The sequence below is a fragment of the Streptomyces sp. NPDC007095 genome (assembly GCF_040634475.1).
Lineage (GTDB): Bacteria > Actinomycetota > Actinomycetes > Streptomycetales > Streptomycetaceae > Streptomyces.
Map to the genome: position 1 here is coordinate 1 of NZ_JBEYFS010000177.1, position 25,821 is coordinate 25,821.

General features: G+C 70.7%; 22 protein-coding genes. 9 read left to right on the forward strand and 13 right to left on the reverse strand.

The features are described 5' to 3' along the window. Positions 1 to 41 precede the first annotated feature (41 nt). The 3 genes from ABZ656_RS41800 to ABZ656_RS41810 all read right to left on the reverse strand — a co-directional run bounded on the left by ABZ656_RS41800 (position 42) and on the right by ABZ656_RS41810 (position 4,446). Entirely contained in the window at positions 42 to 2,177 is a 2,136-nt protein-coding gene (locus ABZ656_RS41800; RefSeq protein ID WP_360275588.1) for an EAL domain-containing protein, read from the reverse strand. Beyond that, positions 2,174 to 2,986, reverse strand: coding sequence for an SAM-dependent methyltransferase (locus ABZ656_RS41805; protein ID WP_168513967.1), 813 nt, complete (start codon positions 2,984 to 2,986; stop codon positions 2,174 to 2,176). The genes ABZ656_RS41800 and ABZ656_RS41805 overlap by 4 nt, the downstream gene beginning before the upstream one ends. A gap of 512 nt (positions 2,987 to 3,498) precedes the next feature. Next, on the reverse strand, positions 3,499 to 4,446 hold the full coding sequence (locus tag ABZ656_RS41810; RefSeq protein WP_101402352.1) for an SCO0930 family lipoprotein: 948 nt from the start codon (positions 4,444 to 4,446) through the stop codon (positions 3,499 to 3,501). Positions 4,447 to 5,175: 729 nt separating this feature from the next. Between ABZ656_RS41810 and ABZ656_RS41815 the strand changes: the two genes are divergently transcribed. The 3 genes from ABZ656_RS41815 (at position 5,176) to ABZ656_RS41825 (ending at position 6,904) form a co-directional block, all read left to right on the forward strand. After that, on the forward strand, positions 5,176 to 5,304 hold the full coding sequence (locus ABZ656_RS41815) for a hypothetical protein (RefSeq protein ID WP_360275592.1): 129 nt from the start codon (positions 5,176 to 5,178) through the stop codon (positions 5,302 to 5,304). 15 nt (positions 5,305 to 5,319) lie between these two features. Further along, entirely contained in the window at positions 5,320 to 6,084 is a 765-nt protein-coding gene (locus ABZ656_RS41820) for a hypothetical protein (protein WP_360275595.1), read from the forward strand. Between the two features lie 223 nt (positions 6,085 to 6,307). After that, a complete protein-coding gene (locus ABZ656_RS41825) occupies positions 6,308 to 6,904 on the forward strand; it encodes a hypothetical protein (protein WP_360275598.1) in 597 nt (198 codons plus the stop codon). A 106-nt stretch (positions 6,905 to 7,010) separates the two neighbouring features. Here the strand turns inward: ABZ656_RS41825 and ABZ656_RS41830 are convergent, their stop codons facing one another. Further along, positions 7,011 to 7,904, reverse strand: coding sequence for a hypothetical protein (locus ABZ656_RS41830; protein WP_360275601.1), 894 nt, complete (start codon positions 7,902 to 7,904; stop codon positions 7,011 to 7,013). A gap of 368 nt (positions 7,905 to 8,272) precedes the next feature. Here ABZ656_RS41830 and ABZ656_RS41835 point away from each other — a divergent pair, with 368 nt between their 5' ends. Continuing rightward, on the forward strand, positions 8,273 to 8,935 hold the full coding sequence (locus ABZ656_RS41835; RefSeq protein ID WP_168498531.1) for a class F sortase: 663 nt from the start codon (positions 8,273 to 8,275) through the stop codon (positions 8,933 to 8,935). A gap of 76 nt (positions 8,936 to 9,011) precedes the next feature. Here ABZ656_RS41835 and ABZ656_RS41840 read toward each other — a convergent pair whose 3' ends face one another. After that, positions 9,012 to 9,857, reverse strand: a complete 846-nt coding sequence (locus tag ABZ656_RS41840; RefSeq protein ID WP_101402348.1) for a polysaccharide deacetylase family protein — start codon at positions 9,855 to 9,857, stop codon at positions 9,012 to 9,014. Between the two features lie 81 nt (positions 9,858 to 9,938). Continuing rightward, entirely contained in the window at positions 9,939 to 13,226 is a 3,288-nt protein-coding gene (gene lysX / locus ABZ656_RS41845; protein WP_101402347.1) for a bifunctional lysylphosphatidylglycerol synthetase/lysine--tRNA ligase LysX, read from the reverse strand. A 177-nt stretch (positions 13,227 to 13,403) separates the two neighbouring features. Here lysX and ABZ656_RS41850 point away from each other — a divergent pair, with 177 nt between their 5' ends. Next, entirely contained in the window at positions 13,404 to 13,868 is a 465-nt protein-coding gene (locus ABZ656_RS41850; protein WP_101402346.1) for a universal stress protein, read from the forward strand. A gap of 111 nt (positions 13,869 to 13,979) precedes the next feature. On the opposite strand, the gene ABZ656_RS41855 is transcribed toward ABZ656_RS41850, so the two are convergent. After that, positions 13,980 to 15,134 (reverse strand): CapA family protein, encoded by a 1,155-nt coding sequence (locus ABZ656_RS41855; RefSeq protein WP_360275606.1) that lies wholly within the window; start codon positions 15,132 to 15,134, stop codon positions 13,980 to 13,982. Between the two features lie 241 nt (positions 15,135 to 15,375). Between ABZ656_RS41855 and ABZ656_RS41860 the strand changes: the two genes are divergently transcribed. From ABZ656_RS41860 to ABZ656_RS41870, 3 genes are all read left to right on the forward strand, one after another. Next, positions 15,376 to 15,915 carry a sigma-70 family RNA polymerase sigma factor gene (locus tag ABZ656_RS41860; RefSeq protein ID WP_101402344.1) on the forward strand — a complete coding sequence of 180 codons (540 nt, stop codon included), beginning with the start codon at positions 15,376 to 15,378 and terminating at the stop codon, positions 15,913 to 15,915. Positions 15,916 to 16,067: 152 nt separating this feature from the next. Then, positions 16,068 to 16,583, forward strand: a complete 516-nt coding sequence (locus ABZ656_RS41865) for a hypothetical protein (RefSeq protein WP_101402343.1) — start codon at positions 16,068 to 16,070, stop codon at positions 16,581 to 16,583. Positions 16,584 to 16,819: 236 nt separating this feature from the next. Then, a complete protein-coding gene (locus ABZ656_RS41870; RefSeq protein WP_101402342.1) occupies positions 16,820 to 17,476 on the forward strand; it encodes a zf-HC2 domain-containing protein in 657 nt (218 codons plus the stop codon). 28 nt (positions 17,477 to 17,504) lie between these two features. Here ABZ656_RS41870 and ABZ656_RS41875 read toward each other — a convergent pair whose 3' ends face one another. The 3 genes from ABZ656_RS41875 to ABZ656_RS41885 form a co-directional block, all read right to left on the reverse strand. Continuing rightward, positions 17,505 to 18,365 (reverse strand): DNA-formamidopyrimidine glycosylase family protein, encoded by an 861-nt coding sequence (locus tag ABZ656_RS41875; protein WP_101402341.1) that lies wholly within the window; start codon positions 18,363 to 18,365, stop codon positions 17,505 to 17,507. Positions 18,366 to 18,452: 87 nt separating this feature from the next. Next, the gene (locus ABZ656_RS41880) at positions 18,453 to 20,528 is read right to left on the reverse strand and encodes a SpoIIE family protein phosphatase (protein ID WP_360275611.1); all 2,076 of its coding nucleotides are present in this window, start codon (positions 20,526 to 20,528) and stop codon (positions 18,453 to 18,455) included. 101 nt (positions 20,529 to 20,629) lie between these two features. After that, complete coding sequence (locus ABZ656_RS41885; RefSeq protein ID WP_360275614.1) at positions 20,630 to 21,937, reverse strand: DUF6777 domain-containing protein; 1,308 nt, start codon at positions 21,935 to 21,937, stop codon at positions 20,630 to 20,632. A 176-nt stretch (positions 21,938 to 22,113) separates the two neighbouring features. Between ABZ656_RS41885 and ABZ656_RS41890 the strand changes: the two genes are divergently transcribed. Continuing rightward, the gene (locus ABZ656_RS41890; protein WP_101402338.1) at positions 22,114 to 23,535 is read left to right on the forward strand and encodes a lipase maturation factor family protein; all 1,422 of its coding nucleotides are present in this window, start codon (positions 22,114 to 22,116) and stop codon (positions 23,533 to 23,535) included. A 56-nt stretch (positions 23,536 to 23,591) separates the two neighbouring features. Here ABZ656_RS41890 and ABZ656_RS41895 read toward each other — a convergent pair whose 3' ends face one another. From ABZ656_RS41895 to ABZ656_RS41905, 3 genes are read right to left on the reverse strand one after another with little or no spacing between them, the layout of a single operon-like run. Further along, complete coding sequence (locus ABZ656_RS41895; protein WP_360275617.1) at positions 23,592 to 24,431, reverse strand: amidohydrolase family protein; 840 nt, start codon at positions 24,429 to 24,431, stop codon at positions 23,592 to 23,594. Further along, complete coding sequence (locus ABZ656_RS41900; protein WP_101402336.1) at positions 24,428 to 24,742, reverse strand: L-rhamnose mutarotase; 315 nt, start codon at positions 24,740 to 24,742, stop codon at positions 24,428 to 24,430. Before ABZ656_RS41900 ends, ABZ656_RS41895 begins: the two co-directional genes overlap by 4 nt. Continuing rightward, a complete protein-coding gene (locus ABZ656_RS41905; protein WP_360275620.1) occupies positions 24,739 to 25,770 on the reverse strand; it encodes an aldo/keto reductase in 1,032 nt (343 codons plus the stop codon). The genes ABZ656_RS41900 and ABZ656_RS41905 overlap by 4 nt, the downstream gene beginning before the upstream one ends. Between the last annotated feature and the right edge of the window lie 51 nt (positions 25,771 to 25,821).

Genomic DNA, 25,821 nt, shown 5'->3' on the forward strand with positions numbered 1-25,821 from the left:
GCGTGGTCTCCGTTCCAGGAGACCACGCCGCGCCCGCTGCATCAGCCTGTCGCGTCCACGAGCGCCAGCTCGTGGAGCCGCTCCGGTGGGCCCGGGCGGGCGTAGTACCAGCCCTGGGCGGTGTCGCAGCCCAGTATCCGCAACTGCTCGGCCTGTGCGCCCGTTTCGACGCCTTCCACGGTGACCGCGAGGTCGAGGCTGTGAGCGAGTGAAACGATCCCCTCGACGATCTTGAGGTCGACGGGGTCCGCCGGGAACTGCTGCATGCCCTGGGTGAAGGAGCGGTCCAGCTTGAGGATGCTCACGGGCAGTCGGCGGAGGTTGGCGAGGTTGGAGTAGCCGGTGCCGAAGTCGTCGAGGGCGATGTCGACGCCCATCTCGGCCAGGCGCCGCAGCGGCTTCAGCAGATCGTCGTCGGCGCCGATCAGCGCGGACTCGGTGACCTCCAGGCAGAGTGCCTCGGCGTCGAGACCTTCACGCTCCAGGATGTCGACCGTGTCCTGGACCAGGCCCGGGTGGGTCAGCTGGCAGGGCGACAGGTTGACGTTGATCCGCAGCGGGCCCGCGGCGGCGTGTCGTTCCTGCCACTGGCGGGCCTGGCGGACCGACTGCTCCAGGACCCAGCGGCCGAGCGGTACGATCAGCCCGGTGTGCTCGGCGAGCGGGATGAACCGGTCGGGGCCGAGGACCCCGTGCTGCGGGTGCAGCCAGCGCACCAGCGCCTCCGCGCCGTGCACGCTGCCGTCGCCGAGGTGCACGAGCGGCTGGTACTCGATGAAGAACTCGCCCCGGTCCAGGGCCGCGGGCAGTGCCGTGGTGAGCCCGTGCCGGGTGATGGCGCGGGCGTCGGCCTCGGGGTCGGCGAGCTCGAAGCGGTTGCCGCCGGCGGACTTGGCGCGGTACATCGTGATGTCGGCGCTGCGCAGCACCTCCGCCGGGCCGCGCTCGCCCGCCGGGCCCTCGACGATGCCGATGCTGCCGCGGACCGTCAGTTCCCGGCCGTCGATGCGGACCGGGGTGACGAGGGCGTTCATGATGCGGTCGGCGAGCGCGTCCACCTCGCGCTCCGTGTCGGGCCCGGTGGTGAGGGCCACGAACTCGTCGCCGCCGAGCCGGGCGACCATCTCGCCGGGTGCGGTCGCGCAGGACTGCAGCCGGTCGGCGACCTCGACGAGCAGCCGGTCGCCGGCCGCGTGCCCGAGGCTGTCGTTGATGGTCTTGAAGCCGTCGAGGTCGAGGTAGCACAGGCCGAAGCGCTGGTCGTTGCCGGCGGACAGTGCCTTCTCCAGGCGTTCGAAGAAGAGGGTCCGGTTGGGCAGGCCGGTGAGCGCGTCGTGGGTGGCCTCGTAACGCAGCCGCAGATTGAGCAGCCGCCGCTCGGTGGTGTCCTCCATCAGCGCGAGCTGGTACTGCGGCCGGCCGTCCGCGTCGCGCAGCAGGGACACCGTCAGGTTGGTCCACAGGGCGGTGCCGTCGGGCCGGTAGAAGGCTTTTTCGACGTGGTAGTGCTCGCGCTCGCCGCGTACCAACTCCTCGTACAGCCGCCAGACTTGGGGCGCGTCCTCGGGATGTGTCCACTCGGGGACCTTGCGGCCGCGCACGCCCTGCTCGGAACCGCCGAACATACGCAGCAGGGCTCCATTGACCTGCAGTATGTTGCCTTCGAGGTCGGCGATGCCGATTCCTATGGCCGCGCCCTCGAAGACCGCGCGGAACCGGGCCTCGCTCGCGTGCAGCGCCTCGGCCACCGTGCTGCGCGCGTTCAACGCCGCCTGGGAGATGGCCTCCTGCTCGGCGAGCGTCCGCTCCCGCAGCGCCCCCGCGTAGCCCGCCGCCATGGCGTGCTGCAGGCGCGCCGAGCGGGTCCGCAGGGCCTCCTGGGGCCCGTCCTCGCCGCAGTAGAGCACCAGATAGGCGTCGACGCAGTCGAGGCTGCGGCTGAGCGCCTCGGGGTCGGTGCAGTGTGCGGCGACGAGCGCGGCGCCGACCGTCTGGCCCGCGGCGGCGTCGAAGGTCCTCGCCTTCAGCGCGTCGCTCAACCGCCGCGCGAGCGGCACGAGTTGCTGCTCGAGCTCCGGCCGGGTCAGCGACGTGGAGGTGACCGGGAAGACCGCCCGGCTCCAGATCGTCGCGAACCTGTGCAGTCTGTCCTCCGGCCCGTCCGGTTCGCCCGTCACGCCGTGCGCCCCACACCGGCGAACCCCGAGAAGGAATAAGGATCCTCGTCCTCGGGTGCCGTGTCGGGCCGCCAGATCGGCATCGGCACCAGACCGGGTTCCACCATGTCGTACCCCTCGAAGAACCGCGCGATCTCCTCGCGCGAGCGCATGATCAGCGGGTTGCGGATGTCCTTGTACACGTCGACCGCGCCCTCGGCCCGCTCGGGCGAGAGCGGGATTCCCTCGTACGAGGCATGCGTGAGCACGAGCAGGCTGCCCGGCGCCAGCGCGTCGCGCAGCTCGGCCACCGCGCCGTACGGGTCGTCCGCGTCCTCCACGAAGTGCAGTATGGCAACGAGGAGGAGGGCCACCGGACGGTTCAGGTCGATCAACCGCTGCACCTGGGGGGTCGCCAGGATCTCCTGGGGCTTGAGCAGATCGGCCGCGACCACGTCCGCGTCCTCGTTGTCCCGCAGGACCGCCTGGCTGTGCGCGACGGCCACCGGGTCGTGGTCCACGTACACGACGTGCGCGCCGGGCCTGGCCGTCTGGGCGATCTCGTGGACGTTGCCGAAGGTCGGGATGCCGGAGCCGATGTCGAGGAACTGGTCGATGCCCTCGTCGGCCGCGAAACGCACGGCACGGCGCATGAACGCCCTGTTCGCCTGCATGATCTTGGGCAGTCCCGGCATGAACTCCATCGCCTTGCGCGCGGCTTCCCGGTCGACCTCGAAGTTGTGCGAACCGCCCAGGTAGTAGTCATAGATACGGGACACGCTCGGCACCGAGATGTCAATGCTGCGGGGGGCCCAGGCGGGACGCTCCATCTATCTCTCCAAGGCGTAGTCGACGACGTAGGCGATCCGGTGTTCGAGCTGAGGCTACTGATCGTCCGCCAAAGGAGCGAGCCAAAACGGAAATTGACCGTCCGTTCACCGTCACTGCCTCGGGCATGTGCCGAATTGGCGCCCGGTGCAGGTCAGTCGAACACGCCGTCCGCTGTCACCGCGAAATCGATGCGAAGCATTCCAAAAAGTTCGCGGGAGTTACGAAGCGTCGCGACGGTATCAGGGAGTCGGGTATCCCCGGTGTGGAAAACTTCCGGGCGTCCGTACGGCAAGTGAACCGCGCCGTGAACCGCGCGCCCCGCGTGGTCCGATCCACGCGCCCCGCCCGTTCCGGCATGCCAAGCGGTCCGCCCCCTCCGTGCGGTGCGGAGGGGGCGGACCCGGGTCGTACGCGTTGTTCCGTTCGTCCGGCACACTTGCCAGTCCTGGTCCACTCCCTTCCGCGATCCGTTGTTCCGGGCGAGATCGATCAACCCTGGGGAGGTGATCCTCTACTTCGGCGCGCCGACCGGCTTTCCGTCGGGGGCGACGGCGTACCAAGTGCCGCCCACACCCTGACCGTTGGTGTCACCGGCGGCCTTGTCACCGGAGAAGGTGTAGATGGGCCAGCAGTTGACGGTCATCTGCTTGGCGCCGTCCGGGCGGGTGAAGCCCATCAGGCCCTTCTTCTTCACGCCCTTGGTGTCACTGGCGGAGACCGGGGCCACGACGGGCCACTTCTCCAGGCAGGCACCGGTGCAGGCGGACTTCGGGACGGGCCAGGCCTGGTCCTTCAGGAAGCGGTAGACCGTCCTGCCGTTCTTGTCGACGATGATCTCGCCGAGCTTGGGGTCGTTGCGGGTCGACAGGCCCGGCAGGGAGGCCAGGGTCGCCTTCTTGCCATCGGGGGCGGAGGCGTACCAAGTACCGCCGACACCCTGGCCGTTGGTGTCACCGGCCTTGGTGTCCTTGGCGTACCGGTACATCGGCCAGCCGCCGATCGTCAGCTGCTTGGTGCCGTCCGAACGGGTGACCTCGCCGAGCAGGGCCTTGTCCACACCGGTGGCGGCCACGGCGCCGTCGGCGGGAACGGGCGGCCAAGCGGTCGCGCAGTCGCCGTCGCAGTTCGACTTCGGCGGCTCGGCGGTGTCCTTCTCGAAGCGGTACAGGGTGAACCCGGCGCTGTCGGTCAGCACCTTGCCGAGCGTCGTGCTTTCCGCGACGGCCAGCTGACCTGCGGATTCCGCCTTGGGGGCGGCGCTCTGCTGGTCGGCGCCGTAGCCGTTGGGAGAAGTGGTGCTGCTGGTGGTTGCCTGACCGTAACCGTTGGCAGCCGCGGCGGCGCCCACGTTCTGGCTACCCGTCGACTGGGTGCCCGATTCCTGACCGCACGCCGTCGTGAGCGCCAGCACGGCCGCAGCTGTCGCTACGAGTGAGGCGCTCCGCCAGGAGGTCTTCATTGGGTAACTCCCACTGTTCGCATTAAGGGTTGCAGCGCCCTGCTGCGCCGCGCATGGCCCTAGGTACGGGTGGGAGTGGCGGATGTGTTCAACGGCCGCACAAAAAACTTTCCGCACGCTGTGACACACCCCACGCCGACAGGTTTCTCGTGCATCTGTGCCCACCCCGGTGACCGTGTCCCTCGGGGGCGTCAAACCGGGCCGAGCCGGACGTCCTTCGTTCGGGGGCAATACCCCTCAGCTCCGGCGTGCGCGGGCGCCGCACGCCTCATGATCTCCGTCGTGCATGGACCACAGCGGACCCGGTCCGCCCTAGTCATACGGGTGTTGGCGCTGCTGACGCTGACCTGGATCATCGGCGGCGCGCCGGCCTCGGCGGCGGTCGCCGACTCCTGTGCGTACGCCTCCATCGGCCCGGACGGCACGGACGCGGTGGCGGTGGCCGGCGACGGCCTCTGCACCATCAGCCCGCCGCCACCCTCGCCCTCGCCTCCACCCGCTCCGAAGCCACCGCCCCCACCACCCCCTGCGCCTGCGCCCAAACCCAGGCCCAAACCCCCGCCCCCGGCTCCCCCGCCACCGCCTCCGCCCGTCTCGCCGACCCCGCGGCCTCCCGCCGTGGCGCCACCGCCGAGGCCGGCACCCCCGCCAGCGCCGAAACCGAAGCCCACACCGACACCGACGCCCTCGCCCACGCACAAAGCGCGGCCCGAACCGTCGGCGACCCCGGTGAGTTATCCGGCCTACCGCGCCCCGACGCGCAAGCACTCGTCCCGCAGCGGACCGTCCCTGGTCTCGCTCACCCTGCTCGTCACCGTGCCCGCGTTGCTCGCCGTCGCGGCGCTGCGTCCGCGCTGACCCCTGGAGGCATCCTTGTCGGAATGGCTTGTTCTCGTCCTCGCGATGGCGGCGGCGTGTGTCGTCGTCCTCGTCGTGTCCCTCGTACGCACCCGCCGGGCCCCTGAGGACGAGGATCCGTCCGAGACCCCGGACGTGATCGAATACATGACCATGATGATCGGCGTGGTCTACGCCATCGTCCTCGGACTGGCCATCGCCGGTGTCTGGGAGGCCCGCAGCGCCGCCCAGGACCATGTGCAGGCGGAGGCCCAGGCCCTGCACGAGATCTCGGAGCGGGTCCGCGTCTACCCGCCCGACGTGCGCGACCGTATCCGCGGCGACGTCGACGCGTACGTCGGATACGTCGTCAAAACCGAGTGGAAGACCATGGCCGACCACGGCCATGTCACCGCCGAGGGAGGTCGGCGCTTCGAGGTCGTCCGTCAGGATGTCAGCGACTACAAGCCGAGGTCGGACTTCGAGGCCCAGGCCTACCAGCCGCTGGTCGACCAGGTGACCGCGGCCGACGCGGCACGCAACGCCCGAGCCGACTCGACGGACGCGACCATGCCGGGCGTGGTGTGGTTCGGGCTGATCACCGGAGCCGTGGTCACCATCGGGATGGTGTTCGCGCTCCAGATCAGGCGCACCAAGCGGGAACTGATCCTCGCCGGGCTCTTCTCCGCCCTGATCGCGTTCCTGCTCTTCCTGATCTGGGACTTCGACGCGCCTTACAGCCGGGGGATCACCGCTTCGGCGGAACCGTTCACAGCGCTGTTCCCGCACCTTCCGAAGTGAAGGTCCTCCTTTAGGGACCGGAGGATCGGGGGACGGCCGCCACGCCGCGTCCGTCCCCCGATCGCGCATGCACATTCCCCCGTACGGCCCACACGGATACCCCATTCGCGCTACTGCGATCGCGCCCACGCGCACGCCTTCCTAGCGTTTCGAACATCGAGGCGCATTTCAGACGCAGGCGGAAGGTCCGCAGCAACGCTCCTCGGGGACCCGGAGGCTCACCATGCACGCGATACGCGTCGCTTCGGCCGCACTGCTGGGCGTGAGCGCCCTCACCCTTTCCGCAACCGCCGCTCTCGCCGGAAATGGCGACGCGAACAGTGACGGCGGCCGTGACAGTGGCCGTGACAGTGGCCGGGGCAAAAACAACATCACCTCGTTCGGCTTCAACGTGCAGCCACAGAGCATCGCGGCGGGCGGCCGGCTCCGGCTGACCGCGGAGAGCTGCGACTCCGTCGCCAGGGTCTCCTCGGAAGTCTTCGACACGGTCACGATCCCCAAGGGCCAGTCGTCGGCGACGGCTCTGATCGACGGGGACGCCAGAGCGGGCGCGGTGTACCAGGTGACGTTCCAGTGCGGCAACGAGAGCGGCCACACCGAGCTGACCATCGCCCCCGGCCGCTCCGACACCAACTACTCCGACCCGGCCCGGGTCCAGGTCCCCGCCTCCGTGCAGCGAGGTGTCAAGGCCGGTGTCGGCGGAAGCTCCGGCGGCGGCTTCGACCTCAGGGAGATCGGCCTGGGAACCGCGCTCATCGCCGGCTGTCTCGGCACCGCGTGGTCCATGACGCACCGCCGCGTCACGGACGAGGAGTCCTGACCGCTCGCCACGCGGGGCCCTTCTCGCCCCGGATCTCGGCGAGAAGGTCCGGGGCGAAGGGTCACGCACACGCTCCGCGGGGCACTGCCAAGGGTGACGGCACCGATCAGATCCGCCTCTCGGACCTGCGGCGCAGCCAGAACAGCCCACCGCCGACGGCGCCGGCGGTCAGTAGTCCGCCGCCGATAGCGACGTCGGCGGGCGCCGGTCCGCCGACGCTGCCACCCAGACCACCGCTGACACCGCCGATGACGGCGAAGGCCGCGGGTCGGGTCAGCCTTCGGTCGTCACAGCGGACCGTGACGTCGTACCTCCCCGGGCGCGCGTCACGGTCGACGGTGACCGTCGCGATGGACCTGTCGCCGCCCACCCGGCGCAGCAGGGTGGTGCGGAAGACCCGCGAGGAGACCGTGCTGCCGGGTCTCAGGCACGCTTCGCCGTCCACGGCGATCGACAGCTGGCCGCCCCGCGCGATGACACTGGGCCGGACGAGGATGTTCCGCACCTCGTGACGGCCGTTGTCATCGAAGCGGCCGTTGTCATTGAACCGGCCATTGTCATCGAAGCGGCCGTTGTCATTGAACCGGCCATTGTCATTGAAGCGGCCGTTGTCATTGAACCGGCCATTGTCATTGAACCGACCGTTGTCATTGAACCGGCCATTGTCATTGAACCGACCGTTGTCACCCGGGCGGCCGCCACCGACCACGCCACCGCCGCCGATCACCACGCCACCGCCGCCGACCACCCCACCGCCGCCGACCACCCCGCCACCGACCACGCCACCGCCCACCACGCCACCGCCGCCGACCACCCCACCGCCGCCGACCACTGCACCGCCGTTGTTCAGCCCTGTGCCGTTGCCCGGTCCACCGGGGTTGCCCAGTGGCTCGTTGCCGCTCGGCTCGTTGTTGCTCGACTCATTGCTGCCCGTCTCACTGCTGCCCGGTTCGTTCGATGCCGTCGCCACCGGGGCGGCGAGCCCCACCGCGGCGACCACGGCGGCAGAGACCGCCAGGGCACGAGTTGTACGCATGTGATCCTCCGCGGAAGACGCCCCGGGAACCGTCCCCGGTCGATCGGCGAGAAAGCGCCTCCCATACAGACCCTCAGATGCGGCGCACAGGGACGCATTTCGAGAATGGTCCGTCCTGGTGAGAAGACACGCCGAAGGATTTCCACACAATCGGATATTGCCGCAGGTCACGGACCGTCAGAAAATTCCTGCCCTCGGCAACTCGGATGGCTCACCACGCGGATGCCCCGACACCCGTTCGCCCGCGCCCCGTCGCCTGCCGGGCATGCTGCACTTAGCGTTCTGGTATGCGCGACGGACGCGGCGACGGCCGCGTCGAGAGGGGATTGCGAATGTTTGCGTCCGAGGTGGCCGAAGAGGAGGAGCGACAGAAGAAGCGCGCCCCGTGGGGCGTGATAGCGCTTGTTCTGCTGACCGGCCTCGCACTCATTCGGAATGGTTCCGGTGAGTTCGACGTGGGCCCTCCGCAGCCCGCGACGGCGGCGGCAGCGGACAGCAGGACGCCCGTCGCCACCTTCTCCAACGGGCCCGCCGCGTTGCCCTACTCCGTGGTGGACCGGGTCAGGATCCCGGCGATCCAGGTGGATGCCCCGGTCGTGCCGGTGGGTCTCGACTCGGCCGGCTGGGTCGACGCGCCGCCGCCCGACAATGCCAATCTCGCGGGCTGGTTCACCGGTGCGGTGTCGCCCGGCGAGAAGGGCACGGCCGTGATCGTGGGCCATGTGGACAACATGCGGGGTCCGGCCGTCTTCTATGGGCTCGGTTCCCTCAAGAAGGGAAACCGGGTCGAGGTTCAGCGAAAGGACGGGAAGACCGCCACATTCGAGATCTACGGCGTCGACGTATTCGCGAAGAACAACTTCCCCGGTGACCGGGTGTACGGCAGCAAGGGCACCCCGGAATTGCGGGTCATCACCTGCGGAGGCGGTTTCTCCAAGCAGCACGGCTACGACGGGAACGTCGTCGTGTTCGCCCGCCTGGTCGAGGTCCGCTGAAACTCACCGCCGAAGGGCCCGGGCAGTGTTCCCGGGCCCTTCGGCGGAGTCGGGGGCGATTGCGCCCGCTCCCCGCTCAGAAGTCCTGGCGGTGCGGCACCGTGAGGTGGTAGCCGGAGTCGAGGAGTTCGGGCAGGTAGTCGCGCAGGGCGCGGACGGTCTGGGAGCGGTCGCCGCCCGCGTCGTGGGAGAGGACGACGACGCCGGGGGCGGCGCCCTCCTCCACCCGGTCGACGATGGTGGCGGTGCCCGGGGTGGTCCAGTCGAGGCTGTCGACCGTCCAGGCCATCGGTTCCATGCCGAGGTCGGCGCCGATCTGGAAGGTCGCCCGGTTCCAGGCTCCATAGGGCGCGCGGAACCAGACGGGCCGTTCACCGTAGGCGTCCTCGATGACGTCGCTGGTACGCGCGATCTCGGAGCGGATCTCGGAGCGCCGGAGCTCGGTCAGCAACGGGTGCGTCCAGGTGTGGTTGCCGACGACGTGCCCGTCGTCGGCCATCTCGGCCAGCAGGTCCTTGTTGTCGACAGCCATCTCCCCGCAGACGAAGAACATCGCCCGTACGTCGTGCTTGCGCAGGGTGCGCAGAATGCTCGGGGTGTAGCGCGGATCGGGTCCATCGTCGAAGGTCAGCACCATCGTGTTGCCGCGCCCGCTCACCCGCAGGATCGGCTCACGCCGGACCGCGGGTTTGCCGGGCGTCCGGCGCGACGGAGCGAATCCGGTCATCGGCTCGAGGCGGTACGCGGAGGGCTTGAGTGCCTGGCGCGCCTGCGGGCCCCCGGCCACGGGTGCGCCGCCCACCGGGCTCGCGGCCGGATCGGCGGTGAGGACGCGGGCCGTGCCCGCCGCCCCCGCCGCTCCCAGGACGGCGACACCGGCGATCAACGCCCGGCGCCGCGTGAGCAGCTTATCCTTTTTCATGACTAATCAGTCGCCCAGTGGAGGCGCGACGCGGCTGAGCAACACCGGTGCGGACTCGGGAAAGCACCCGTTGGGACCAGCTCAGCGCCGACGCACCAGGGGGAACGGCAATGTCTCCCGAATCGTCAGCCCCGTGAGGAACATGACCAGCCGGTCCACTCCGATGCCGAGCCCGCCGGTCGGCGGCATCGCGTACTCCAGCGCGTCGAGGAAGTCCTCGTCGAGTTCCATCGCCTCGGGATCTCCCCCGGCGGCCCGCAGCGACTGCGCGGTCAGCCGCCGCCGCTGCTCCACGGGGTCGGTCAACTCCGAGTAAGCGGTGCCCAGTTCGGTACCGAAGGCGACGAGGTCCCAGCGCTCGGCGAGGCGCGGGTCGGTGCGGTGCTGCCGGGCGAGCGGGGAGACATCGGTCGGGAAGTCCTTGTAGAACGTGGGCAGCAGGGTCTTCTCCTCGACCAGTCGTTCGTACATCTCCAGTACGACGTCACCGTGTCCGTCGTCCGGCCGATACGGCACTCCCGCACCGTCGCACAGCCGGTGCAGGTCCGGCACGGACGCGCCGGGATCCACCTCCTCCCCCAGGGCCTCCGAGATCGCGCCGTGCACCGTCTTGACCGGCCACGGTCCGGAGATGTCGTACTCGGTGCCGTCCTTGCGGGCGACGGGCGCGCCGAAGGCGGCGGTCGCGGCGCCCTGGATCAGTTCGCGGGTGAGGTCGAGCATCCCGTCGTAGTCGGCGAACGCCTGGTAGGCCTCCAGCATGGTGAACTCGGGGTTGTGCTTGTAGGAGACGCCCTCGTTGCGGAAGGTGCGGCCCAGCTCGAAGACCTTCTCCAGGCCGCCCACGCACAGCCGCTTGAGGTAGAGCTCGGGGGCGATGCGCAGATACACGTTCAGGTCGTAGGCGTTGATGTGGGTGGTGAACGGCCGGGCGTTGGCGCCGCCGTGGATCTGCTGGAGAATCGGCGTCTCGACCTCGAGGTAGCCCCGGTCCAGCAGGCCCTGACGCAGCGCCTGTACGGCCGCGGAGCGCGCCCGCAGGACCTCGCGGGCGTCGGGGCTGGACACCAGGTCGAGATAGCGGCGACGCACCTTCGCCTCGGGGTCGGCGAGGCCCCGGCGCTTGTCGGGCAGCGGGCGCAGGCATTTGCCGGTGAGCTGCCAGGAGGAGACGAAGACGGTCGGTTCGCCCTGGTCGCTGACGCCGGCGAGGCCCTCGGCGGTGATGTGGTCGCCGATGTCGACGTCCTGGCGGAAGCGCTTGAGCTCGGGTCCGGACTCCAGCCGGGTGAAGGCGAGCTGGAGATCGCCTGACCAGTCACGCAGGACGGCGAACACGATCCCGCCGAAGTCGCGTACGAGGACGACGCGCCCGGCGACGGTCACGTGCTGTCCCGCCGGTCCCGCACGGACCTCGGCGAGGGTGTGGGTGCGGGACGGGACGCCCACCGGATAGGGGTCGATTCCGCCGGCGCGCAGCCGGTCGAGTGTGCGGTGGCGCAGGCGGATCTGTTCGGGCAGGGCCACGGTCGGATCGGTGGCCGCCGTCTCCCCGCCCTCGTCGAGGCCGAGAGCCGACAGCGAGGGCAGGCCCATGGTGCTCGCGGGCTGGGGTCCGGTCCTGGGGTGCCCCTTGCCCCAGAGCTTGCGCAGCGAGGGCACGGAGACGAAGCCCTCGGCGATGCCGGACGCCAGGCCGATGCGGGCGAGGGAGCCGGTGTCGCCGTAACAGATGAAGCGGGGGTACCACTCGGGCTGGAATTTGGCGTTGGACCGGTAGAGGGCCTCCAGCTGCCACCACCGGGAGAAGAACAGCAGCAGTCCGCGCCAGAGCCGGAGCACCGGCCCCGCGCCGATCCGGGCGCCCTCCTCGAAGACCGACCGGAACACCGCGAAGTTGAGGGAGATGCGGCGTACGCCGAACCTCCCGGCCGCCGCGCACACCTCGGCGACCATGAACTCCATGACGCCGTTCGGGGCGCTGCGGTCGCGGCGCATGAGATCGAGCGAGATGCCGTCCTTGCCCCAGGGCACGAAGGACAGCAGCGCGAGGAGCCTGCCGTCGGGCGTCAGGGCCTCGACGAGGAGGCAGTCGCCGTCCGCGGGGTCGCCGAGCCGGTCCAGGGCCATGGAGAAACCGCGCTCGGTCTCGGTGTCGCGCCAGGCGTCCGCCTTGTCGATGACCTCCTCCATCTCCTCGTCGGTGAGGCTGGAGTGGCGGCGTACCCGGCAGGTGGCACCGGTGCGCCGTACGCGGTGCACGGCCTGGCGGGTGACACGCATGTCGCGGCCGTCCAGGTCGAAGCCGACGACGTGCAGGATCGCCTCGTCGCCGAGTTCGAGCGCGCCGAGCCCGGCGCGCGCGAAGGCCTTGGCGCCGTCCTCGGAGGCGCCCATGACGGCGGGCGCCCAGGCGTAGCGGCGGGCCAGGTCGAGCCAGGCCTCGATGGCGTGCGGCCAGGCCTCGCGGTCGCCGACGGGGTCGCCACTGGCCAGGCAGACGCCGGCCTCGACGCGGTAGGTGACGGCGGCCTTGCCGCTGGGTGAGAAGACGACGGCCTTGTCGCGGCGGGTGGCGAAGTAGCCGAGGGAGTCGTCGGCGCCGTACGCCCGCAGGAGGGCACGGATGCGGGCCTCCTCGTCGCCGCGCAAGGCCGCCTCCAGGCGCTGGGAGCGGAAGAGCGTGGCGACGGCGTTGAGCTGGGCGAGTGCGCCGAGGAGGCCGAGGACGAAGAAGAGCTTGCGGGGCGGGCGCCCGCTGAACGAACTGCTGGGGACCAGCCCGCCACACACCCGGCCGGCCGCCCACAGCAGCCGTTCTTCCGAGGCCAGCGTGCCGGGGAACCACTCGACCAGGCCCCAGCCGATCAGGATCGCCACAGCGAGTCCGACGAGCAGTACGGCCAGGGCGCGCCATACGGCGCCGCGCCGGGAGTCGGCGTAGAACTCACGGCGCGCCACGAGCAGGAGCACCAGCAGCAGTCCGCAGGCGACGAAGGATGGCAGCGACTCGGCGTACAGGCCCATCGCCAGGCCCACGATGTCGAAGAAGACCAGCAGGCCGAGGTAGACGACGACCAACCACCAGGCGACCTTCTTGCGGGCGGCGGTCGCGGCGGCGAGCAGGAAGAGGAAGACGGCGTACGCGAGGTTGGCGCTGACCGGGACGATCAACAGGTCGAGGAGGGCCGCGACGGGGTGCAGCAGACGGCGCACGGGGGCGAAGAAGGCCAGCAGGGCGCACAGCATCGAGAGGGCGCCGAAGAAGGCCGCGAAGCCTTCGGGCACCTTGCTGAGGAAGCCGACCCGGGACGGCGGTACGGGACCCGTGGCATCCCTCGGTCCGCGGGCCTCCACGGTGGCGCTCATGGTGTCGACTCTAGGAAGCCCCGGCCGGACGCGCCCGTCGAGCGCCGTGCCCCTCGTCGCCGACGCGCAGGGCGGTCGTGCCGGGCTGTGGCGGCGGACACTTCACCCGTTCCGACCCATGCGGGTGCCGCGGGCCCGCCCTGCTCCCGACCAGCGGCTTCCGATAGCCTCGGTGGTGTGGCGGAACAGCAACCCTCGCACCGGTTCGAGCGTGGCACGGACGGTCCCAAGGTCATCGTCGTCGGCGTGGACGGCTCCGACTCGTCGCTGCGCGCGGCGGCCTACGCCGCCGGGCTGGCCAGGCGGCAGCACGCGCTGCTCGCCCTCGTGTACGTGCAGCCCGTCATGGCGGCGGGAGCGGCACTCGGGGCGCCGGTCGCCGAGACGACCGACCGGATCGCCGAGGACCTCATCGCGCAGATCCGGGAGGCCACCGAGCAGGTCAAGGACATATTCGCGGTGCGCTGGGAGTTCCACACCTTCCGTGGCGATCCCTACAGCGGTCTGGTGACGGCGGCGGACGAGCTGAAGGCGGACGCCGTGGTGGTCGGCGCCTCCGAGCAGGCGGGGCACCGGATCATCGGGTCGGTGGCGATCCGGATGGTGAAGGCAGGCCGCTGGCCGGTCACGGTCGTCCCATAGACCCCATGGGTCCCATAGAACCCATGGGCTCCGTGAACTCCATGGGCTCCGTGAACTCCATGGGCTCCGTGGGCTCCGTGAACTCCGTGGGCTCCGTGGGCTCCGTGGGTCCTACCGCGCCATCGTCAGGCCGTCGTGGGCCGCGCCGCGGCTGAGCACGACGTCGCGGATGCGGTCGCGTACGCCGGCCAGGTCGGCGCCCTGGGCCAGAGCCGCGTTGACGTCGACGACCCGCCCGGCGTCGACGTCGAAGACCTGCGGCACGAACTCCGCCTTCGTGACCTCCCAGCGGTCCCCCTTGTGCGCGGGCGGGGCGAAGGTGAAGCGGGCGAGGGTGCTCTCGTTGCCCCGGGAGTCCTGGAGGCCTTGGCGGTTGAACATCTCGCCCGCGATCTGGTCTCCCATCCCGTAGACGACCCACGTGCCGTTGACCTTCTCGTACGCCTGCGGGACACGCGCGTGCGTGCCGAGGATCAGGTCGATGTCGGGCCGCCCGTCCGTGCGGGAGGCGGTGAGCTCCCGGCCCAGTGTCATCTGCTGGGTGTCGGGCTGCTCCTGCCATTCGGTGCCCCAGTGCAGGGACACGACCACCACGTCGGCACCCGCCTTCCTGGCGGCCCGGGCGTCCGCGAGGATCCGGTCGCGGTCGATGAGGTTGACGCTCCACGGCTGCCCCTGAGGCATCGGGGAGCCGTCCGTGCCATAGGTGTAGGCGAGGTGGGCGACCGTCGCGTTGCCCGCGCGCAGGAGAGTGGGCACGTACGCCTCCTGCTCCGTGCGCGCCGATCCCGCGTGCCGTACGCCCGCGAGGTCAAGGGCGTCCAGAGTGCGCCGTACGCCCGCGGCGCCGTCGTCCAGGGAGTGGTTGGAGGCGGTGGAGCAGGCGTCGTACCCGGTCGCCGCGAGCCCGTCGGCCACCTGCGGTGGAATCTTGAAGGCCGAATTGCCGGTGTGGTCGCCGTCGGACCCGTACACGGTCTCCATGTGACAGATCGCCAGGTCGGCGCCGGAGACTAGGGGTTTCACCCCTTCGAACATCGGCAGGAAGTCGTACCCGGTGCCGCCCGCGTCGGCGTTCGCCCGCTCGGTGACCGAGGTGTGCGCCAGCACGTCGCCGGAGGCGACGAGGGTGAAGCCGTGGGGGGTGAGGGGCGCGCCGGGGTGCGCAGTGCTGCGGGCCGACGGTTCCTGGTCGGCCCTGCAGCCGGCGCCCACGACGAGTACGGCCGCGAGAGCGATGCCGACCAGTCGACTACGTGTGATCATGCCCAGCCTCGATGCAGTCATATTTAACTAGGAAGTAAGGCAAATCCACCCAATCGAGAGGGGGGAGTCAAGGAGCGACGCGCACCCGTAGCCCGTCCGGCCCTCGGGGAACTGCCCGTTGGGGCGCCACCGGGCCCCGCTGAACCGTTCACCGCGCCGTTCACCGACGGCATCGACCGCCCACCGCAGACCCGTGCCCCGGCCCTGTCCCAGCGGAGCGGCACCCGCTGACATACAGGCCATGACGGCCGGAACCACCACCAAGACGACCGCCGAACACGAGTTGGCCGCGCTGCAGCGTGAGCACGGCCGGCCCCTCTTCGCCCTGCTCCTGCGACTCTCCGACGGCGACCGCCAGCGCGCCGAGGATCTGCTGCAGGAGACGTTCGTCCGCGCCTGGCAACACCCCGAGGCGCTGCGCGCCGACGACTTCGACTCCGTACGTCCCTGGCTGCTCACCGTGGGACGGCGGCTCGCGATCGATGCGCGGCGGGCCCGCCAGGCGCGTCCGCCCGAGGTCGGGGACGCGGTGCTGGACAGCGCGCGGGTCTGCGCGGATCACGCCGAAAGGTCGGCGGCGACGCTCGATGTGCGGGAGGCTGTGAAGACACTCACTCCCGAGCACCGTGAAGTCCTGGTGCTGGTGTACTTCCAGGGGGCGAGTGTGGCGGAGGCCGCCGCGGCGCTCGGAATTCCGCCCGGTACCGTGAAGTCTCGTGCGTACTACGCACTGCGCGCCCTGCGCCGGGTTCTTCCGGGATACGCGGCCGACCTGCGGTGAAACCGGAGGCCGAGTCAAACCTCCGTAAAGCGCCTTGCTGAGGACCATGGTTGAGCAATCAGCTGTCCTCATCCGTGTTCCGGATCGGGGGGAAACCCCCAAGGGCTCGGGATCGGGCGACGCGCACGCAAACCGGAGGAAGGCAGGAAGGGATGCTGCACAGAGGCCAAGAGAGCACGGACGGCACCGGCGGTGGGGAACTCACCGTCCCCATGGCGTGGTTGTACGCCGAGTACATCGCCGACGAGCTGCTGCGGACCGGCGACCTGATGCCGCCCACGTCCTTCGAGTTCCGCGCCGGGCGTGACGCCCTGGCACTGACCATCTTCCTCTCCGACACCGACGGCGAGCTCTCGGGCATCCGGGTCGTCTCGCAGTTGGAGACCTGGCTCTCGCTGACGGCGTACGACCAGCCGTGGCAGGACTGGGTGCGCCAGCACATGGCGCGCCGAGCGGCCGAGGCTGCCGAGGCCGGCGGCCCCGCTCCGGACCTGGAACTGGCGACGGCGGCCTGGCGCTGGCTGGAGGAGACCGAACTGCTCGCCCCGGACCTGGACGCCGTGCCCGGCGGCGGGCCGATCCCGGGCGAGGACGACGGTCCGAAGGTGTGGACACCGGCCTGGCGGCTGGGTCTGCCCCTGGGACATCTGGCGATCCATCTCTTCTGATCGCCACGACCGGGCGAACCGCCGGTAACCCCAGTTCACGGCTCCGCGCTCCGCCAAACAAGTTTTCCGCACAACTTTTTTCGGGCTCGCACCAATCCGCGAGCCCACCCGCTCCGAATGTCTTGGCCGCGATTCCGGACGAGTCTTGAGTGATTCGACGGTCTGGTGCGTACCCGTGGGCAACAGCAACACCACTCCCACCCCCGCACCATCGCCACGAGGATTCGGTATTCGGTATGAGGTCCCTGGAACGGCATCGCGACGTCGGCGCCTACGCGCTCGGCGTGCTGGACGAGGCGGAGGCGTTCCGCTTCGAGGATCACCTCATGGAGTGCCCCCAGTGCGCGGCGCACGTGAGTGAGTTCAGGCCCGCCACGCGGCAGCTGATGCTGTACCGGCATGCCACCCCGCGCTCCGTGCACCCCTTCGCCGCCCCCGGGCCGCGCCTGATGGACAAACTCCTCACTGAGGTGGCGACCCGGCACCGGGCCGGCCGCAGGCGCTGGCTGTACGCGGTGGCCGCCGCCGTGGTGCTCGCGGCGGGCGGTCCGTCGATCGCGATGGTCACGTCGCACGGTTCCGGGTCACAGACGGCCGCGGTCGCGTCGACGGACGCGCAGACCGGCGTATGGGCCAAGGTCACCACCGCGGACCGGATCTGGGGCAGCCAGGTCGAGGTCGAGGTCAAGGACGCCGGGGGCCCGCGCCCCTGCCAGCTCGTCGCCATCGGCAAGGACGGTTCGCAGCAGACGGTGACGAGTTGGATGGTGCCCGCCCACAACGGCGAGGCCACCACCCTGCAGGGCGGCGCCGCGCTCAAGTCCGACGAGATCAGCCGGTTCGAGGTGCGTACGACGGACGGCAAGCACCTGGTGACCGTCACGCCCCACTGATCCCGGGCTCTTCCCCGCTGCTCCCGGGCTATTTGAGCAGCCGGGACAACCGGCGGTCCGCGAGTGGCCTGCCTCCCGTCTGGCAGGTCGGGCAGTACTGCAGCGAGGAGTCGCTGAAGGACACCTCGCGGATGACGTCGCCGCACACCGGACACGGCTCACCCGTTCTGCCGTGCACCCGCAGCCCGCTCTTCTTCTCCGCCTTGAGGCGCCCCGCGGCCAGACCGTGGGAGCGCTCCACGGCCTCGGTGAGCGTGGATCGCAGCGCCTCGTAGAGACGGGTCGTCTCCTCGGGGGTCAGTGAGGCGGCCAGCTTGAAGGGGGACATCCTGGCGGCGTGCAGGATCTCGTCGCTGTATGCGTTTCCCACGCCGGCGATCAGGCTCTGGTCCCGGAGTGCGCCCTTGAGTTGGCGGCGCTCACCCGCGAGCAGCCGGGCGAACCGTGCCTCGTCGAAATCGGCGGCGAGCGGGTCGGGGCCGAGGCGGGCCACGCCGGGGATCTCCGCCGGGTCCCGGACGACGTACACCGCGAGTCTCTTCTGTGTGCCGGCCTCGGTGAGGTCGAAGCCCTCGCCGGTCTCCAGGGCGACACGCAACGCGAGCGGGCCCTTGCCGGGGCGGGGCGGGCCGTCGGGCAGCGTGTCCTTCCAGTGCAGCCAGCCGGCGCGGGCCAGGTGGGTCACGAAGTGCAGTCCGTCCGCCTCGATGTCGAGGAACTTGCCGTGCCGGCGCACTGCGGTCACCTTGCGGCCCTCGAAGGCGGTGACGGGCGGGTCGTAGGTCTTCAGGACACTGATGGCGACGGGCAGCACGCGCACGACCTCGCGGCCGACGAGATGGTCGGCCAGGAAGTCCTTGAGCGCTTCGACCTCTGGCAGTTCCGGCATGACTCCAGAGTGCCACCCCCCACCGACAACACCATCCGGACCACCCACCTCCTGAGGCAACGCCGGCCGGTCCCCCGCGACACGCGGTCAGTCCCGTTCCGGGACCAGGAACTCGCACCACACACACTTGCCGCCGCCGCGCGCCTCCACGCCCCAGACGTCGGCGAGTCGGTCGACCAGCAGGAGCCCGCGGCCGGAGACGCCGGAGACGCCCGCCTCGCGGCGGCGCGGCAGGGCGCTGGAGGAGTCCTCGACCTCCGCGCGCAGCCGACGGCCCGGGCCGCTGAGGACCCGCAGGGTGACGATCGCGGCCCCATCGGTGTGCATGAGGGCGTTGGTGATCAGCTCGTCGGCGACCAGTTCGACTTCGTCGGCCCGCTCCGCACCGCCCCAGGCACGGACCGCGGCCCGGATCATGTGCCGGGCCTCGGTGAGCGCCTCGGGGTCGCCGGGCGCGACATGCTGCTGGAGCCGCCCGCCGGACTGCTGGGGCCCGGGGCCGCGGCGGCGCAGCGCCAGCAGCGCCACGTCGTCGTCGCCGCCGCGTTCCTCGGCCACGTCGATGAGCCGGTCGGCGAGGTCGCGTACGTCGTCCGGGCCCGAGCGGATCAGTTCCATGAGAGTGTGCATGCCCTCGTCGAGGTCGACGCCGGGCTGCTCGACAAGGCCGTCGGTGCACAGCACCAGGGTCTGCCCGGGGTCCAGTTCGACCGTGTCGACGGGGTATTCGAGGCGCCCGAACAAGGCGGACAGACCGAGCGGCAGGCCCCCTTCGACGGACTGCCGACGGCAGGTGCCGTCGTTCTGCCGGATCAGCGGATCGATGTGGCCGGCCCGCACCAGCTGGACGACTCCGGTGGACAGGTCGGCCTCCGCGTACAGGCAGGTCGCGAAGCGGTCGGTGTCGAGTTCGTGCAGGAAGACCGAGGCGCGGGCCATCACGGTGGCGGGGGTGTGCCCCTCGGCTGCGTAGGCCCGCAGCACGATCCGCAACTGGCCCATGACGGCGGCGGCGTGGGTGTCGTGGCCCTGGACGTCCCCGATGACGGCGCCGACACGGCCGCCGGGCAGCGGGATCACGTCGTACCAGTCGCCGCCGATGTCCCGGCCGAGGGAGGCGGAACGGTAGCGGACGGCGATGTCGGCGCCGGGCACGTTCGGTATGGAGCGCGGCAGCATGGCCTGCTGGAGGCCCTGTGCGAGGTCCTTCTCCTGCTCGTAGAACATGGCCCGCTGGAGGCTCTGGGCGATGCTGCTGCCGAGCGCGACGAGGACGTTGCGCTCCTCCGACGAGAAGCCGCGTCGGTCGTTGTAGAGCAGCCCCATCGCGCCGATGGGGCGGGCCTGCGCGATGAGCGGCAGGTAGGCGGCCGAGGTGATCTCGAGGTCGGTGATGTGCGGCCACAGCAGCGGATACGAGTCGGCGAAGTCCTCGGGCGACTCGATGAAGCGAGGGGCGAGGGTACGTACGACCTCGCTCATCGGGTACTGCTCGTCGACGCGGGTGACCATGGTGCCGGGGACGAAGCTGCCCTCGGGGCCCTCCGCGACCAGCCGTATGCGTCCGGCCTCGACCAGGCCCATGACCAGGCTCGTCGCGCCGAGGTGGGTGAGGCCGTGGGAGTCCTTGAGGACGTCGATGACGTCCTGGACGGTGCGGGCGTGGGCGAGGGCGGCCGTGGTGATCTGCACGACGTTCGTCTGCTGGCGCCGCGCCTCGTCCTGGGCCGCCTGTTCGCGGCGCGCCGCGCTCTCGCCGAGTTCCTGCGTGGCGTCGCGGACGATGCCGATGATCCGGCGCGGCCGGCCCGTCCCGTCGCGGCGGATGTAGCCCTGGGTGTGGGTCCAGCGCAGTGAGCCGTCGCGGCAGCGGATGCGGAAGTAGGCGCCGTAGTTCTCGCTGCCGTCCTTGAGGGCGTGCGAGACCAGCGTGTCGAGACGGATCCCCTCGGTCGCGGGCACCCGCAGGGACAGGGTCTCGGGGCGGCCGTCGTACTCCTCGGGACGCACGTCGAAGACTTCGTGGGCCTGGGCGTCCATCTGCATCAGACCGGTGTCCAGGTCCCAGTCGAAGCTGCCCATGCGGTTGAGCGCCAGGATCGGATCCGGGTGGGCGGGCCAGTCGTCCGGGAGTGACAGGGCGCTCGCTCCCCGATCAACCATGCGCCCACCTTGCCAGCATTCGGCCGATTATTCGACTTCTGGGCCGTCCGGAATTCGACTTCGGGGGAGTCCGGATTCGGGCTCCCCCGATCACTCGGCGCTCAGCCGTCGAAGACGTCGGTCGGGGCGTCGAAGACGGTGTCCGCATCGGGTGACTCATCGGGGATCAGGCCACCGCCGTCGGGCAGGTCGGGGATCTCCGGAACGGTGTCGGGGCCGATCTCGTCCTCTGAGGGGTCCAGTGGGGCGAGGGGGTCCCGCGGGACGTTCCGGTCGATCTCCGTGGAGGTGGGAGCGGGGGTCTGCGGCGCGAGGGGCGGCAGGGAGATATCGGGCTGTGGGGTCGTCGGAGCGGTCGGCGGGACCGTCGGCGGGCCGGTCGTGGCGGGCCGGAAACAGTCCGACACCGCGGCCACCGGAGCCTCCGTCAGCGGCCCGCCGTCCCGCATGCCCGGGGTTCCGTCCGGGGTGACGGTGAGGGTGGGCGTCACACAGTCGGACGGCGGCTCATCCGCGAAGGGGCCCGTCCGCGGGCTCTGCTCCGGAATCGTGCTCGGGCTCGTACCAGGGCTCGTACCAGGGCTCGTGCCGGGGCTCGTGCCGGTACGACGGCCGGGGCTCGCGGCCGAGACCGGCGGCCGTAGGGCGACGTCCCGGTGGCCGTCGTCGCCGATCCGCCGTTCGATCCATCTGTTGTCGACGATGTCGATGATCGTGATGTTCCTGATCGCCGTGGCCGCCGGGGTCACGACGACAACGTTGCCAGGACGGAAACCGGACCAGGGCTGCCCCTGCGTGCCCGGGATCGTCCTGGACACGACGGGCGGGTTCAGCGGGTTGCCACAGGCACAGCGCACGCGCGGCACGCCCCGGTTGTCGACGAGGACCGCGGTGCCCCGCTGGAGGACCGACTGGAAGCTGGTCGCCCGGCCGTCGCGGAAGCCGTGGTCGGTGACCTGTGTGTCGGCGCGCAGCACAACCGAGGTCAGACCGCGCAGGAAGTCCGGGACGGCCGCCCGGGAGACGCCCACGGCCCCCGCGAAGGAGCGCGCCCTGGCGGGGTCCGAGGCGAGGAAGCCGATCTGCTTCTCGACGTCACAGCTGCCGACGGCCCGGGTGCCGCCGTAGAGGCCGGGCGTGGAGCCGGGGAAGGAGCGCACGCCCTGCGGGGCGGAGCCACGGTTCGCGGGTGCCGCCGGGTACGGCATTCGGGTGACGGAGGGCGAGTCGGCGGCCGTGGATGCGGTGAACGGGTCGGGACCGCCGCCGGCGACCGACTGCAGGAAGACTTCACCGCCACCGGCCCCGGGCGCCGCACTCTCGCCGCCCCGGCCGCCGCACCCGGCGACGAGGAGCGCCGCCGAGAGCGCGCAGGCCATGACGAAGGCTCGGGTGGGTATGTGCACCACGCTGTTCTCCTGTCGCACCACGTTCTCCCGTTGCACTGCTTCCTCCCGTTGCACCACGATCTCCCGACCACTCGGGGCATTTCGTCCACTATTGTCTGCATCGCCCAGTTGGCTCACGCAAGCGGAGACGGTCACCCAGCGTCACAATGGAAGCCGAGGGAAGAGGAGTGGCTCGCGTGGAGTGGTTCGTCGCCCCCGACTACTGGCTGAGCCGGCTGGTCTTCCAGCGGGCCCTGGCCGTGCTGTACCTCGTCGCCTTCCTGGGCGCGGCGCTCCAGTTCCGTGCGCTGATCGGGGAGCGGGGGATGCTTCCGGTGCCGCGGTTCGTGGCGCGGGTCGCGTTCCGCGACGCGCCGAGCGTGTTCCACCTGCGCTACTCGGACCGCTTCTTCGCGGCCTGGGCCTGGGCGGGCTGCGCGGTGTCGGTGGCGCTGATCGCCGGCCTGGACCAGCGGCTCCCGCTCTGGGGGGCCATGGTGTTGTGGCTGGTGCCCTGGGCCATGTACCTGTCGATCGTCAATGTGGGCCAGACCTGGTACTCGTTCGGCTGGGAGTCCCTGCTCCTGGAGGTCGGTTTCCTCGCCGTGTTCCTCGGCAACGACGAGGTGGCCCCGCCGGTCGTCGTCCTCTTCCTGCTGCGCTGGGTGCTGTTCCGCGTGGAGTTCGGCGCCGGGCTGATCAAGATGCGCGGGGATTCCTGCTGGCGGGAGCTGACCTGCCTCGACTACCACCACGAGACCCAGCCGATGCCGGGACCGTTGAGCTGGTTCTTCCACCACCTCCCCAAGCCCTTCCACCGGGTCGAGGTGGCGGCGAACCACTTCACCCAGCTCGTCGTGCCCGTGCTCCTCTTCGCCCCGCAGCCGGTCGCGACGGCAGCCGCGTCGCTGATGGTCCTCACCCAGCTCTGGCTGGTCCTGTCCGGCAACTTCGCCTGGCTGAACTGGACCACCATCGTGCTGGCCCTCTCCGCGATCGAGTTCCCCACCACTCCCCCCCACGTGGCCGGCCCGCCCCTCTGGTACGAGATCGTGGTCCTCGCGGTCGCCACGGGCCTGGTGGCCCTCAGCTACCGCCCCGCCCGCAACCTGATCTCCCGGCGCCAGGTCATGAACCGCTCCTTCGACCCGCTGCACCTGGTCAACACCTACGGCGCGTTCGGCAGCGTCAGCCGGGTGCGCCACGAGGTGGTCGTCGAGGGCACGGCTGATCCCGTGCCGCGGGAGGACTCGGAGTGGAAGGAGTACGAGTTCAAGGGCAAACCGGGCGATCCCCGCCACTGGCCGCGCCAGTACGCGCCGTACCATCTGCGGCTCGACTGGCTGATGTGGTTCGCGGCGCTTTCCCCCGCGTACGCCGCTTCCTGGTTCACGGGCCTGGTCGAACGGCTCCTGGAGAACGACCGCGACACGCTTCGGCTGCTGCGCCGCTCCCCGTTCCCTGCGGACGCCCCGCCCAGGTACGTCCGCGCCCGCCTCTACCGCTACCGCTACACGACGTGGCATGAGCTGCGGGAGACGGGCGCGTGCTGGCACCGGACGTATGTGCGGGAGTTCCTGCCGCCGATGCGGCTGGAGTGGGTGGATCAGAGCCGGTAGATCAGAGCCGGTGGATCAGAGCCGGTGGATCAGGCACGACAGATCGGACCGGTCGGTCAGAGCCGGTAGACACGGGTGGCGGTGCCACCGAAGATCTCGGCGCGTTCCTCCGCGCCAAGTCCTCCGGTCAACTCCTCCACCGCATCGACCACTTGGCCGTACGACGCCGCCAGCGTGCACACCGGCCAGTCGGAGCCGAACATCAGCCGGCCCGGTCCGAAGGCGTCCAGGACCGTGTCCGCGTAGGGGCGCAGCCCGTCGACCGTCCACTTCGCGTGGTCCGCCTCGGTGACCATGCCGGAGAGTTTGCACACGGTGTTGGGGAGCGCGGCCAGGCCCCGGACGGCCGTCGCCCACGGTTGCATGGCGCCCGTGGCGATCGGCGGCTTGCCCAAGTGGTCGAGGACAAAGGTGAGTTCGGGGTGGCCGGCGGCGGCCCGGACACAGGCGGGCAGCTGGTGCGGCAGCACGACCAGGTCGTAGACGAGGCCCGCCTCGGCGACGGCGGCGAGCCCGTCGCGTACGTCCGGACGCAGCAGCCACTCCGGGTCGGACTCGCCCTGCACCTGGTGGCGGATGCCCTTGAGGTGGCGGCCGCCCGGCAGCTCCCGCAGCCGGGCCAGCTCGTCGGCGACGTCCGGCCGGGTCAGGTCGGTCCAGCCGACCACTCCCCCGATCAACTCGCTCTCCGCCGCGAGGGCGAGGAACTCCGGGGTCTCCTCGGGCACGGTGATCGTCTGCACGAGGACCGTGCGGTCGACCCCGGCGGCCCGTGCCTGCGGTGCGAGGTCCGCCACGCCGAAATCACGTCGCAGTGGCTGGAGTTCGGGCCCCTTGATCCAGTCCTGGTCGCGGACCGCGAGGTCCCACACGTGGTGGTGCGCGTCCACCCTCACGGCAGCTCCCACACGACGGGCAGCCCCGCGGCCGCGCCCTCGCCGGAGTAGTCGTGCACGACGTCGAGGAGTTCGGCCATGCGTGCCTGCCAGGCGATGTTGACCGGCAGTTTCTCCAGTTCGGCGAGCAGGTGCCCGTAGTCCTCGCACTCCAGGACATGGAAGAGGTCGGTGCCGCTGCGCCAGATCGTCCAGGAGGTGGCTCCGGCGGCGCGGATGGCCGTCGTGAGCTCCTCGGGGACCTCTCGGTGGGCGGCCTCGTACGCGGCAGTACGGTCGGCGCGGACCTTGGTGTGCAGGGCGACTCTCATGACGGGTCCTGTGGGAGTACGGGTACGGGGGCGTCCTCCGGCAGCAGCTTCGTCTCACGCAGTTCCCGCCAGAAGTCCTCCGGCACCGGCGACGTGAACTGTGCGACACAGTCGCGGACTTCGTGCGCCGAACGGGCGCCGACCAGGACGCTCGCGACGGCCGGGTGGGCGGCGGGAAAAGCCAGCGCGGCGGCGCGCAGGGTGGTGCCGTGCCGCTCCGCGATCTCCTTCAGCCGCAGGGCGCGGTCCAGCAACTCCGCAGGAGCCGTCGCGTAGTTGTACGTCGCACCCGGCCTTGGGTCGGCCAGCAGGCCGGAGTTGAAGGCGCCGCCGATGACCACCGAGGTGCCGCGCTCCTGGGCGGCGGGCAGCAGCTCGGTCAGCGCGGCATGGTCGAGCAGGGTGTAGCGGCCCGCGCACAGCACCACGTCCACGTCCGTGTCGCGGACGAAGCGGGTGAGCATCTCGGCCTGGTTCATGCCCGCGCCGATGGCGCCGACCACACCTTCCGAGCGGAGCTTCTCCAGAGCCGGGTAGCCCTCGTGGAAGGCCTGCTCGGCGTGGTCGTCCGGGTCGTGGAGGTAGACGATGTCCACATGGTCCAGGCCGAGGCGTTCGAGGCCGGCCTCGATGCCGCGTCGTACGCCCTCGGCGCTGAAGTCCCAGACGCGTCGGTGCGTGGCGGGCACCGCGAAGCCGTCGGCCAGGTCGTCGCCGCCCGCGTCCGTGGGCTCCAGCAGACGGCCCACCTTGGTGGAGAGGGTGTACTCGGCACGGGGGCGATCACGCAGGGCCGCGCCGAGACGGCGTTCGGAGAGGCCGATGCCGTAGTGCGGGGCGGTGTCGAAGTAGCGGATGCCCCCGGACCAGGCGGCGCCCACGGCCTCGTACGCCTGTTCGTCGCTGATGGCGGTGAACAGGTTGCCGATGCCCGCGGCGCCGAAGGACAGGGCGCTGACTTCGACGCCGCTCCTTGCGAGCGTGCTCTGCCACGTTCGGCTGCACAGCGAAGACAGAGGCCGCGGCACTCTCGTATTCCCCGGCGGCCTGCGGCCAACCGTTCCCGCTGATCACCTCCG